This window comes from Bradyrhizobium sp. CCGB12 (assembly GCF_024199845.1).
In the GTDB taxonomy this organism is placed as follows: domain Bacteria; phylum Pseudomonadota; class Alphaproteobacteria; order Rhizobiales; family Xanthobacteraceae; genus Bradyrhizobium.
In genome coordinates this window covers 4,180,691-4,192,821 of record NZ_JANADO010000001.1, presented here as the reverse complement: position 1 = coordinate 4,192,821, position 12,131 = coordinate 4,180,691, and the positions used below count along the sequence as shown (strand labels likewise).

The 12,131-nt window shown below is 65.4% G+C and carries 11 protein-coding genes; 7 read left to right on the top strand and 4 right to left on the bottom strand.

Translation table 11 applies throughout. From position 1 onward, the window contains the following. Positions 1-11 precede the first annotated feature (11 nt). Positions 12-773, top strand: coding sequence for a hypothetical protein (locus NLM27_RS19705; protein ID WP_254144884.1), 762 nt, complete (start codon positions 12-14; stop codon positions 771-773). Here the strand turns inward: NLM27_RS19705 and NLM27_RS19700 are convergent. Then, positions 763-1,761 (bottom strand): dienelactone hydrolase family protein, encoded by a 999-nt coding sequence (locus NLM27_RS19700; RefSeq protein WP_254144883.1) that lies wholly within the window; start codon positions 1,759-1,761, stop codon positions 763-765. The two genes, NLM27_RS19705 and NLM27_RS19700, sit on opposite strands and share 11 nt — an antisense overlap. A gap of 91 nt (positions 1,762-1,852) precedes the next feature. Between NLM27_RS19700 and NLM27_RS19695 the strand changes: the two genes are divergently transcribed. The 3 genes from NLM27_RS19695 to NLM27_RS19685 all read left to right on the top strand — a co-directional run bounded on the left by NLM27_RS19695 (position 1,853) and on the right by NLM27_RS19685 (position 6,708). Continuing rightward, the gene (locus NLM27_RS19695; RefSeq protein WP_254144882.1) at positions 1,853-5,275 is read left to right on the top strand and encodes a CHAT domain-containing protein; all 3,423 of its coding nucleotides are present in this window, start codon (positions 1,853-1,855) and stop codon (positions 5,273-5,275) included. A 28-nt stretch (positions 5,276-5,303) separates the two neighbouring features. Further along, positions 5,304-5,747 (top strand): hypothetical protein, encoded by a 444-nt coding sequence (locus tag NLM27_RS19690; protein WP_254144881.1) that lies wholly within the window; start codon positions 5,304-5,306, stop codon positions 5,745-5,747. Between the two features lie 196 nt (positions 5,748-5,943). Further along, positions 5,944-6,708, top strand: a complete 765-nt coding sequence (locus NLM27_RS19685; protein ID WP_254144880.1) for a hypothetical protein — start codon at positions 5,944-5,946, stop codon at positions 6,706-6,708. Between the two features lie 45 nt (positions 6,709-6,753). On the opposite strand, the gene NLM27_RS19680 is transcribed toward NLM27_RS19685, so the two are convergent. The 3 genes from NLM27_RS19680 to NLM27_RS19670 all read right to left on the bottom strand — a co-directional run bounded on the left by NLM27_RS19680 (position 6,754) and on the right by NLM27_RS19670 (position 9,002). Then, entirely contained in the window at positions 6,754-7,332 is a 579-nt protein-coding gene (locus NLM27_RS19680; protein ID WP_254144879.1) for an amino acid synthesis family protein, read from the bottom strand. A gap of 8 nt (positions 7,333-7,340) precedes the next feature. Next, a complete protein-coding gene (locus NLM27_RS19675; RefSeq protein WP_254144878.1) occupies positions 7,341-8,204 on the bottom strand; it encodes a fumarylacetoacetate hydrolase family protein in 864 nt (287 codons plus the stop codon). Between the two features lie 96 nt (positions 8,205-8,300). Beyond that, complete coding sequence (locus NLM27_RS19670; RefSeq protein WP_254144877.1) at positions 8,301-9,002, bottom strand: FCD domain-containing protein; 702 nt, start codon at positions 9,000-9,002, stop codon at positions 8,301-8,303. 112 nt (positions 9,003-9,114) lie between these two features. Between NLM27_RS19670 and NLM27_RS19665 the strand changes: the two genes are divergently transcribed. From NLM27_RS19665 to NLM27_RS19655, 3 genes are all read left to right on the top strand, one after another. Continuing rightward, the gene (locus tag NLM27_RS19665) at positions 9,115-10,107 is read left to right on the top strand and encodes a zinc-dependent alcohol dehydrogenase family protein (RefSeq protein WP_254148875.1); all 993 of its coding nucleotides are present in this window, start codon (positions 9,115-9,117) and stop codon (positions 10,105-10,107) included. Between the two features lie 10 nt (positions 10,108-10,117). After that, the gene (locus NLM27_RS19660) at positions 10,118-11,023 is read left to right on the top strand and encodes a VOC family protein (protein ID WP_254144876.1); all 906 of its coding nucleotides are present in this window, start codon (positions 10,118-10,120) and stop codon (positions 11,021-11,023) included. 74 nt (positions 11,024-11,097) lie between these two features. Further along, positions 11,098-12,075 carry a tripartite tricarboxylate transporter substrate binding protein gene (locus NLM27_RS19655; protein WP_254144875.1) on the top strand — a complete coding sequence of 326 codons (978 nt, stop codon included), beginning with the start codon at positions 11,098-11,100 and terminating at the stop codon, positions 12,073-12,075. Positions 12,076-12,131 lie beyond the last annotated feature (56 nt).

Sequence of the window (12,131 nt, the reverse complement as noted above, 5' to 3'; positions counted from 1 at the left end):
GGCTTCTTGCAATGCCGGACACCATCCACCAGATCCGGCCCTTTTCATCGGCCGTTGTGCTCACATTGCTAGGCGCGATGCTCGCCGCCTGCAGCGGCGGCGATTTCGGCCGCACCCGCGAGAGCATGCGCAGCGACGACATGCATCGCTGGTTAGGTGCGGAGGTCACCTCCAGCGTCGGCCTGAAGCCCTCGCAATTCCAGCTCACCGACGAAGAACGCCAGCTGCGCGATCTCGCCTATCCCATGATCGAGCCGCCGCTGTCGCGCCCGGCGTGGAAGAGCGTGTTCGGCGACTACAAGGCACTGCCATCGCCCTGGCGGCAGAAGATCGTATTCGACCGCACCATGTACGGCCGCACGCTGATCGACGAGCCGCACCGCTCGCATGCCTCGCGCTATGCGCAGCTGATCGAGGACGTGCGTAACGATATCACCCGCTTCGAGCCGTTCTTCGCCTCTGCGATCCGCGTGATCGATCTCGACAGGAAGCGCGATGCCAGCATGGCGCGCGTCTCCGCCCTTTCGCCGCGGGAGAGGGACGACGCGGTCGCGCGCATGCAGGAGAACTCGCTGATCGTGCAGTGGGTGCAGCAGTGCCTGGAGCAGCGCGTCTCCTCCTACCGCTGGGCGCTGGAGCGCCTGGTGATCCAGGCCCCCGACGGCATGGCAGCCGATGCCGACCGACTGATCGGCGAACTTGCCGCCCAGACCGCCAACCCGCCGGTCGCGGCGCAGCCGCCCTACGGACGCGCGGTCATCTCTAAGGGCTGACCTGCGGCAATCGCTTCGGCATCGCACGTTCGAGAAACGCGAACAGCCTGCGCTCGGAGTCCTCAGTGACGTCCTTGCGGAAATGATATTCGACGCGATGGCCGCGTACGTCGATCTTGCTGAAGCCATCGAGCTGCTGGCAATCCCAGCAATGCGTCGCACCGGGATAGAGGTGCCACTCCACGGGCCGAGCGTCCCGCTTGAGAGCGTCGAGCTTGTCGATGCAGTCCGGCGCGGGCGTCTCGGTGTCCGCATCGCCCATCAGCACGAGAAGCGGTTGCGCGACATCCGAGTTGACGATGTCGAAGGGCGGTCGTCCGTTCGGCGGCGTCACGCGGAAGCAGCCCGGATAGAAGCTGGCGATCGCGGCGAATCCCTTGTCGAACTTCAACGCGCTGACCGTGTGGGAGCTGGCCGCCATCAATCCGACCATGGCGCCCCAGGAAAAACCGACCAGCGCGACGCGGTCCTTGTCGACATAGGCTTGCCGGCGCAGGTGCTCTGCGGCCTGCATGGCATCTCTTGCGCCGCGAAAGAAATTCACCCCGTTCTTCGGACCGAAGCAGACGCTCCTGACGTCCCGCGCCCCAAGGCTGTCGAGGAGCAGGACGACGTAGCCGCGCGTGACGGCTCTGCGCGCCCAGGCCGCAACGGCAGGATTCAGTCCCGCGCACTGGTGCAGGAGCGCGATGGCCGGGAACGGGCCGGCGCCATCGGGCTTGAGCAGCGCCATGCGCGGTGCAGCAAATTGGTCGATGCTCTCGGCTGCATCGGGAAGAACAAGGTCGGCGGCGATTGTCGCACCGCGGTAGATCGCCTCGGCATTCCAGGCCGCAGGGGTCCATTGTGGCCCATCCTGCGCGGCGGCCCCGCCGGTACTCCAGGCTGCGAGCGATCCCGCGACCAGCGCAATGATCGCGCCAAGGCGGCGTCGCTCCAGGGGCTTCAGGAAGCGGTGCCTGGCGCAGCGGCTAATCCTAATGGGCATATCCCCGACCCTGATTGGCGCTTGTTCTTCGACGCTATATCGATAGGATCATCTCGTTATACCAAGTCATTTTGCGCGAAGGAATTTTGGCATGAGCTCAGATTCCGCGGCTCCATTTGATTCTGCACCGAATTTTTCTCCACCGCGAATGCTGCTGGCATTTGTCCTCCTGCTGGGATCGGCCGGCTCCGCTGCCGCGCTGACCAAGGAGGCGGCGATTGAGAATTGCCGGATGTCCGTCGGCAAGCCGATCGTACAGGCCTGCATGCGCGCTGGCGGAGGGCACGCCGGCGGCGCCAATCTGGAAGCCTGCCGCGCTCAAGCCTCTCCCAAGGTCAAAGCCTGCGTGATCGCGGCGCTCAATGCCGCCAATGGCCGCGCCAATGTCGCGATCGAAATGCCGAAAGAGGCGGCGCCCAAGCTCGATCCGGGCACTGCGCTGCCGAAGGATTTCGTTGCGCCGCCGCGCAACATCTCCGATATCACGGCCATTCTCGACGGCGAGAAGCCCGATGAGAAGTTGATCGCCCAGCTCAAGGCGGATGCCGATGCCGCACCGACGGGCAAGGAGTCGCGCCAGGATCTCGCGCAATTCTACTTCGATCGCGCCAATGCGCGCTCGCAACTCGGCCGGCTCGCCGAATCCGTTGCCGATGCCAACAAGGCCGTGGAGACGGGACGCGGTGCCGTCAGCCCCAACATGCTGGGGCGATTGATGCAGCTCCAGTCGCTGCAATATGCTCTTGCCGGCGATCCCAAGCGTGCGCTCGAAGTGATCCAGAGACTCTTGCGCGAGTTGGCGAACGTGCCGGGGGGCAGGGGTTACGTGTTCAATGCCAATCGCTCGGTTGCGGCCATTTTGCTTCAGATGGGTGACATCCCCCAGGCCGAAGCCTATCTGCGCCGCAGCCTGGCCGCGATCCAGGAGGCGCGCACCAGCGGACTTCCGGGGTGGCGCACCTCCTATGCGAGGTTCGGCCAGAGCTGGGAGAGCGACATCGAGCTTTCGCGTGGCCAGATCTTCGAGGCCAGGGGGCAGTTTGCCGAGGCCGAGGCCGCCTATCGTACCGCGGAGGTGCGCAGGCGCGCCGGCAATAAGGGTGTATTGGAGTCGGATAACCCGCCGGCGGAAACCATTCTGCTGCAGGCAGTCGACAACACGATCTTGAATCAGGCACGCATGAAAGCGAGGCAAGGTCGTCTGGCCGAAGCCGAGGTCGACGCGCGCCGGGCGCTGTTGTCGCGCTTGAAGGACACCGGCAAGTACAATCCCGTGACGCCGCGTTTCGTGATGGGGCTGGCTGGTATTCTCGTCGACCAGGGCCGCTACGAGGAAGCCGAGCAGCTCGGCCGCGTCGCCCTCGACATCAGCAAGACCGTCGGCGTGCCGGACGATTCGCAGTCGACGGTGCAGTTGCTGTCCCAGCTCGCCGGCATTCTCAGCCTTCAGCGCAAGAACGCCGAAGCCAACACCTTGTATGCGCAGATCGACCAGGCGATTGCCAAGTGGGAGCCGCAGCGCCGCCAGGTGTTCGAGCTCAATCCGTTGCGCATTGTCGCGCTCTACAACTCCGGACAGCTGGACGCCGGCATTGCGGCGGCCGAGCAACTCGTCAAGAAGCAGGTCGGACGCGTCGGTGAAAATCATTTCGATGCCGCCTCCGCGCGCGGCACGTTGGCCGTCGGTCTGATGCGGGCGCGGCGCGATGCCGAGGCGATCCGCGAGTTCAAGGCTGCCATCCCGATCATGATGGCGAGCGCGAACGAGAATGCCGATGATGAGAATACCACTGTTGTGGCCGCGCGCAGCCAGCGGCTGCAGACCATTGTCGAAAGCTATCTCGCGCTGCTCGCGCGGGCCGAGGGTACCGGCAGCGGCGTTGGCGAGGAGACATTCAGCCTCGCCGATGCCGTCCGTGGCCGCTCGGTCCAGCAGGCATTGGCTGCTTCGAGCGCGCGCGCGGCGGCCAAGGATCCGGCGCTCGCCGAGCTCGTGCGCAAGGCGCAGGATCTGACCAAGCAGGTCAACGCCCAGCTCGGCACGCTCAACAACGTGCTCGCGCTTCCGGCGGCGGAACGCGACGACAAAGGCGTTGCACAAATCCAGGCCTCGATTGCCGCCTTGCGCGGCCAAAGCGACAAGGCGCGCCAGGAGATCAAGCAGAAATTCCCAGTTTATGCCGACCTGGTCTCGCCCAAGCCACCGAGCGTCGCCGAGATTCGTGCGACGCTGGCCGACGACGAGGCCATGCTGTCGTTCTATTTCGGCCAGTACGGCAGCTTCGTCTGGGCCGTGCCGAAGTCAGGGCCGGTGGCGTTCGCCGCCGTCCCGGCGAAGATCGGCGACATCGAGACGAAGATCCGCAAGCTTCGTGAGGCGCTCGAGCCCCAGGCCGCGATGATTTCGGACATCCCGCCCTTCGACCTCAAGCTCGGCTACGAGCTCTATGAACTCCTGCTCAAGCCGGTCGAAAGCGGCTGGAAGCCGGCGAAGAACCTGATTGTGGTGACCAACGGCGCACTCGGTCTGCTGCCGCTCTCGCTGTTGCCGACTGCACCGGCGGAAGTGGCCGCGGACGAGGACCCGCTGTTCGTCGGCTACCGCAAGGTACCGTGGCTCGCGCGCACCCATGCCGTGTCGACGGTGCCGTCGGCGGCGGCGCTGCGGACACTGCGGCAGTTGCCGCCGGGCAAGCCCGGCCGCGGCGACCTCGTGGCGTTCGGCGATCCCTACTTCAACAAGGATCAGCAGGCCGAGGCTGAAACCGGCGACGCCAAAATTGAGGTGGCCGATGCCGGCGGCGGCAACGTCACGCGCGGCATGCCGCTGAAGCGACGCAACAGCCCCAAGCTCGAAGGCGTCGACAGCGCCGAGCTCGGCCTGTTGCCTCGGCTTCCCGACACCGCGGACGAGCTGAAGTCGATCGCGCTGGCGCTGCAGGCCGATCCATCGAAAGTGCTGTTCCTCGGCAAGAGCGCGACGGAGAGCGCGGTGAAAACCATGAATCTCTCCGGCTTCAGGATTCTGGCCTTTGCCACCCATGGTCTGGTCCCGGGCGAGCTGAACGGGCTGACGCAGCCCGCGCTTGCGCTGTCTTCGCCGGCGGTGACGGGTGAGGGCGGTGATGGCCTCCTGACGATGGAAGAGATCCTGGGCCTCAAGCTGGATGCGGATTGGGTCATCCTGTCGGCCTGCAACACCGGTGCGGGTGCCGGCGCGGGGGCCGAGGCGGCATCCGGGCTCGGCCGCGCGTTCTTCTACGCCGGAACGCGGGCGCTGCTGGTGACGAACTGGTCGGTGCATTCGCAGTCGGCACGGCAGCTGGTGACTGACCTGTTCAAGCGTCAGGCGGACGATCCGAAGCTGTCGCGCAGCGAAGCGCTGCGCCAGGCGGCGATGGCCCTGGTCGATGGCCCCGGCTATCTCAACAGCGACGGCAAGACCGAGTTCGCCTATGCCCATCCGCTGTTCTGGGCGCCGTATACGATCATCGGCGATGGCGGCTTGCGTTGACGGACAGCAGACGGAGGGGGCAGGGAAAATGAAGCGGAATGTCTTGCAGGGCCTCGTGGCCGCGGGTTTGCTGTTCTCGGGACCATCGCGCGCCACGCAATTGATCACGGAGGAGGAAGCCAGGCTGCCGCCTCCGAAGGGCGCAGTCGCCGTCGATCAGCGCGGCATCATGCGCGGCCCCAAGGTCGAGTTCGTCTCGCCGGGCGCCTCGGCGAGTTCACCTCTACCGCTGGTCCTGAAATTTCAGTCCTATGGCGGGGCGAAGATCGATCCGGATTCGGTCAGGATGATCTTCCTCCGGACGCCGAATGTCGACCTGACCCCGAGGGTCAAGCCGTTCGTGAAGGCCGATGGTATCGACATGCAGGATGCGGAGCTGCCGCCCGGTGAATACACCGTGCGCGTCGATATCAAGGACAGTGATGGCCGGCCGGGCACGGCCATCTTTACGCTGAAGGTCGCACCCAAGTGACGTGTCCCTACTGCCGGGCGGGGACTGCAGAAGGGGCGCTGGTCTGCGCGTCCTGCGGGCGCGACATTGCCGTTCCCGCGACGCTGATTGCGGAGCGTGACGATCTCCTGCGCAAGCGCGAGCAGCTGCGCGATGAGCTGAAACGGGCCAGAGACGAAGTCGAGGCCTTCAGGAGGCGGAGGCATTCGCGCTAGCGATGGAGTGTCCGTTCTGTGCCGAGACGATCAAGGACGAAGCCATCGCGTGCAAGCACTGCTCGCGCGACCTGCGCGCGGTGCGGCCGACCTTGCTCGAGATCGAAGAGATCGTCGCCGATCTCGACAAGCTCAGGCGCGATCTCGACCGCGTCAATGCCCGGCTCGAACGCTACAAGAATCCGCTGCGCTATTTCACGACGCATGCGGTGCTCTACGTCGCGATACCGGCCCTTCTTCTGGTGATCGCGCACATGCTCGTGACCATCACCTTCAATTTGTCTCCGATCCCGCTTCGGATTGCGTCCATCGCGATCCCGCTGCTGTTCGGCTTCGTGGCCTATCGGCTGCACCGGGTCTCGGCCCTGCCGGCCTTCGTGCTGGCGTTTCTCGCGGCGGCCGTCAGCGTCCTGTCGATGCTGACGGTCACGGGAATCCATGATCATGTGCCGATTCTGCCGCAAGCCTGGATCGAATGGCGGGAAGTGTTCGAATACGGCGCCAGCATCCTGCTCGCCTTCGTCTCCGGAAACATCTTGAGCGTCGTGATCTTCCAGGTGCTGCCGCGCGTGCTGACACAGGGCGGCAAACCGAATGCGTTCGCGTTCCGCGTGGCACGCCTGCTCGGACAACATGTCGGCGATGAGCAGCTGCGCCGCCGCGCCCGCCTGATCCAGGATCTCATGCAGACGATTGGGCCGCTGGTCGGCGTTGCCGCCACAGCCGTCGGCTCGATCTACGCGGGATTGAAGGGCTTGCTTGGATAGTGGAACGTCAACGTCGGCGGTGCGGTGCGCATCGACGCGCGTCGGTCAGCGTTGCCCGTCGTGCACGGAGATATCGGATGCTGCGAGGCCCCCGATGCGCGCGTGCGGGCGGCCGCCGGTCGCCATCACCAGGCCGAAGGCGATCTCGTCGCGCCTTGGCGCATCCCACAGCGTCATCTCGGCCGTGCCGAAATGGCTGCGGACGTAGGCGGCGTGGATGTGGCCGAGCGGTACCATCAGGCGCGTACCGGGGCCGCCGATGGTCTTTGCCGCCGGGACGATCGCCTTGGGTTGCCCCAGCACCTCGCGCATGCCCTGGCCGCCGGCTTCGTGCCAGACGGCGCCGTGCTCGAGCTCGCCGTCCTCGCCGACGATGATGCCCTTGCCATAGGCTTCGATCTGCGCTGCGCCGCCAAGCTGCGCGATCAGCGCGCCCGCGAGCTCGCGTCCGAGCTCGCGCAAGCCAGCTTGAAACGGCATCAGGTTGGGTTCAAAGCGGCCGGCGTAGGGATTGCGGATGACCGCAACGGCCGTTCCAACCAGCAGCGGCTTCTCCAGCCGCGGACCGCGCTCATGCCGGATCGTCTCGACGCTGAGCGCGGTCTTCCGCACCTCGTATGACATGCGGGGCTCTATGCTTCGTCGACGACGGGATTGCGCAGCACGCCGATGTTCTCGATCTCGACCTCGACCACGTCGCCTGGTTTCAGGAAGATCGGCGGCTTGCGGGTGAAGCCGACACCGGCCGGCGTGCCGGTGGCGATGACGTCGCCGGGGACGAGGTCGAAGATGGTCGAGCAATATTCGATCAGCCGCGGGATCGAGAAGATCAGCATCGACGTGTCGGAGGACTGCACCACGGCGCCGTTGACGCGCGTCTCGAGCTTCAGCTTGGTCGGGTCGCCGATCTCGTCCGGCGTGACCAGCCACGGCCCGAACGGACCGGTGCCGACGAAGTTCTTGCCGGAAGCGATCTGCTGGGCGTGGCGCTGCCAGTCGCGAACGCTGACGTCGTTGTAGATCGAGTATCCCGCCACGTGGCTCCAGGCGTCGGCCTGGCTGATGTGACGACCGCCCTTGCCGATGACGACGGCGAGCTCGCCCTCCCAGTCGAAATTGTCCGAGACCTTCGGCCGGATCACCGGTGCATTGTGCGCCACCTGGGAGCGCCAGACCCGCAGGAAGATCGGCGGGAATTCGGTGATCTCGCGCTTCATGCCGAACGCCACCGCCTCGTTGTGGTGGTCGAGATAATTGCGCACGGCGCACACGATCTTCTCGGGACGCGGAATCACCGGCAGATATGTGACGTCGCTCAGCGCCATCGTCGGCTTGTGTGCGGCGACGATGGCCTCGCGACGCGCATAGTCATCGCTGCCGACGAAGTCCGCGAGAAAAGGGTACTGGGGCAGGGCGCGGCAGAGATCGACGATTCCGTTTTCGACAACGGCGCCCCAGCTTTCCCGATTTCCATCCCAGAATGACAGCAGCTTCATGGTTTCGCCCCGAAGGTTCCAATTTTCGATCTTGTGTATTATTTTCGAAAATCAGACGCAACGCAAGCCCGCCGCGTCTGAAATTCCTGTTACGGCCTATTCGGTATCGAGCAGGTGGCCGGCGTAGGTCGCGACGTTGTCCGACGTCGAGCGGATATGCGCCTCGATCAGTTGCACGGCGAGATCCGCATTGCGGGATATGGCGGCCTGCATGATCGCCTGGTGCTCGCCGGCCTTGTCGCGCGGGCGCGGCCGGAAATTTGCGGAGAGATGCCGGTAGCGCTCGGCGCGATCGAACAGTTCGGCGCGAATGGCGAGCAGCGTTGCCGAGCCGCAGGCGGACACCAGCGCCTGGTGGAATTGGCGATGGGCGATCTTCCATTCGGGGTCGCGCAAGGGGTGTTCGGGATCGCGCTGCTCGATCCGCTTCAATCGGTGCAGCGTCGAGATCACGGCGATTTCCCAATCGTCATCGCCTCGCGCGATCGCGCGGCGGATCAATTCCACCTCGATCAGGACCCGCGCGTCGGTGACTTCCACCAGATCCTGGCGGCTGACCGGCGCCACGCGAAATCCGCGCTGCTCCTGCGCATCGACCAGTCCCTCGGCGGCGAGGGCGGTCAGCGCCTCGCGCAGCGTCGTGAAGCTCGCGCCGAACCGTTCGCGCAGCACGTCGAACCGCAGCGGCTCGCCCGGCGCCAGGCCGCAGGCGATGATCTCCTCGCGTAAGCGATGCGTGATGTCGGCGGCGATGGTCTTGCCGAATTCCTTGCGGGGGCGAATGGCGCTGTCAGGCATGATGTCTGCCGTTGAATCGATGGCTCAAGATGCCGCGCCAACGACCATCTTGCAATAATTTTCGTAAACGGTATGATTTTCGAAAATATGGATTTGGAGACGAGTGAACATCATGAGGGCGGTGCTGGTGCGTCAGCCGGGTGGGCCGGATGCACTTGAGGTGGTCGAGCTTCCGGTGCCGGTGCCCGGACCCGGCCAGGTGCAGATCCGGGCCGAGGCGTTCGGGGTCGGGCAGCCCGACGTGCTGATCCGACGCGGCGTCTACAAATGGATGCCGTCGTTGCCGGCCAATCCCGGCAACGACGTCGCCGGCCGCATTGCCGCGCTCGGGCCTGATGTCGAGGGCTTTGCGATCGGCCAGAAGGTGCTGCTGAGCGCGCGCGATCTGCCCCAGCGCGGCGGTTGCTACGCCGACTACGTGGTCGCACCCGCGGATGCCGTTCACGCGCTGCCCGACCAGGTCGATCTGCAAGCGGCCGTGTGCCTGTCGAACTACCAGGTCGCCTACGCGCTGCTGCACGAGTGCCGTCATCCGCGCGCGCCCGCGAGCGTGCTGGTGATTGGCGCGGCCGGCGGCGTCGGCACTGCCCTGGTGCAGCTCGCCAAGCTCGCGCAGATGAATGTCATCGGCACGGTCTCGACCGACGAGAAGGCAGAGTTCGCGCGACGCAACGGCGCTGATCACGTCATCTTCTATCGCCGCGAGGATGTGGTGGCGCGGACGCGTGAGTTGACGAAGGGCGAGGGCGTCGGCCTCGTGCTCGATCACGTCTGCGGACCCGAGTTCACCGCCTATCTCGGCGCGCTCGGCAAATGGGGCACGCTGCTGTCGTACAACGCCTTCGCGGGACTTCCGGAAGAGAACCTGATTGCGGCGATGCGAAACCATCTCGACATCTGTCCGGCCGTGCGCTGCTTCTCCTTCCATATCTACGACTACGATCGCGACGGGCGTCGCGCCCTGATGCGCAGCGTGATCGATGCCCTGAGCCGCAATGCGATCAGGCCGGCGATCTCGGCGGTCCTGAAGCTCGACGAGGTCAGGCAGGCCCACACGCTGCTCGAGCAGGGCTCCGCGCTTGGCAAGATCATCATGACGCCATGAGGGGTGGACAATGACGACACAGGCACCCATTGCACGCTTCACCCGGTTGCGGCACGCCACTTTTGCCTCGCCCGATCCGGCGCGGCTGCTCGACTATTACCGTGCCGTGATCGGCCTTGGCCTCATTGGCCGCGACGGTGACCGCGTCTTTCTCGCCAACGATTCCGAGCAGCTCTCGCTCGTGATCGAGCCCGGTGACGCCGAATTGAAGAGCATCGCCTTCGAGATATCTCCCGATGTGCAGATCGAGGCGCTCGGCGCTGCGCTCAAGCAGGCCGATCTGCGGCCAGAGCTTCAGAGCAATCCCCTGCCTGGCGTCTCCAGGCTGCTGTCGTTCAGCGATCCCGAGGGGACACGCTTCGAGCTGATCCAGGGCTGGACGCCGACGCCCGCGCAGGAGCGCATCGGTGCGCTTGCCGTCAGCAAGCTCGGCCATGTCGCCCTTCGCACGCCCGATCCGCGCGCGGCCTCGGACTTCTATGCCAATTTCATGGGCTTGCGGGTCTCCGACTGGATCGAGGACCGCTTCGTCTTCATGCGCAGCGGCTTTGAACACCACACGCTGAACTTTGCCCGCGCGCCGGGCCGCGGCCTGCATCATGTCGCTTTCGAGCTGCGTGGCCCCGCCCACATGCATCAGGCCTGCGACCATCTCGCGCGGCACAAGCTGCCCGTGCTCTGGGGTCCGGTGCGTCACGGCCCCGGGCACAACACCGCGATCTATCACCGCAATCCCGACGGGCATCTCGTCGAGCTGTTTTGCGATCTCGACCGCATGACCGACGAGGCGCTCGGCTATTTCGAGCCGCGTCCCTGGCATCGCGATCGTCCACAGCGGCCGAAGATCTGGGTCGGCCTGCCGCGCGACGTCTGGGGCATGGCGCCATCGCCGGAATGCACCGAATTCGCTCGTTAGCGGATTCGAATTCGAAGGAAGAACGCCGTCTCGCTGCGGCCAACGAAACAACAATCGAGAGGGAGGATGCATCCATGCAATGGATGAAGCGGCTTGCTGTGGCCATTTTTCTGCTGGGCGGTTGTCTCGCGACCGGTCCTGCGTCGGCGGACAATTATCCGTCGCGCCCGATCCGCCTGCTGCACGGATTTGCCGCGGGCGGGGCAGCCGACACGCTGTCGCGCATCATCGCCGACGGGCTCTCGAAGAAGCTCGGGCAGCCGATCATCGTCGAGGCCAAGCCGGGCGCTGGCGGCAACATCGCGGCGGATGCGATCGCGAAAGCGGCGCCCGACGGCTACACGATCGGGCTCGTCACCGGCGCCCACGCGATTTCCGCGGCGACCTACAAGAGTCTCGCCTACCAGCCGGCGGAGAGTTTCGAAATGATCTCAACGCTGGTCTACTACGCGCTCGTCATCGCCGTGCGTAACGACTATCCGGCAAAATCGCTGGGCGAGCTCATCGCCATGGCCAAGGAGAAGCCCGGTGCGCTCAGCTTCGGATCGGTCGGGTTCGGCAGCACGCATCACCTTGCCGGAGAGCTGCTGAACGCGACCGCCGGCGTCGAGATCGTGCACGTGCCTTATCGCGGCGATTCACAATCCATCACCGCTCTTCTCGGTGGAGAGATCCCGGTCATCGTCGGCACGCCGGTCCTGCTCGCTCCGCAAATTCAGAGCGGTGCGATCCGAGGCCTGGCGGTAACGTCGCCGACGCGCACCGCTTTGTTGCCCGACGTCCCGACGGTTCAGGAGGCCGGCATCAAGGGCTATGACGTGCGCACCTGGGCCGGCCTCCTGGCCCCGAAGGGAACGCCGCCCGTCATCATCGCCGCGCTCAACGCAGCAACGCTCGACGCACTCAGGGATCCCGACCTCAAGCAGCGCCTGGAGACCGCCGTCGGCGGCGTGGTCCGCGGCAGCTTGCCGGAGGAGATGAAGAAGCTGATCGAGACCGAGATCACGAAATGGACGGGCGTAGTGGACCGGGCGAAGATTCCGAAGATTTGATTCGGTCAGGCGCAGTGCGAGAGCCGAGGGCGAAGCCGTGCCGGTGACCACTGTCG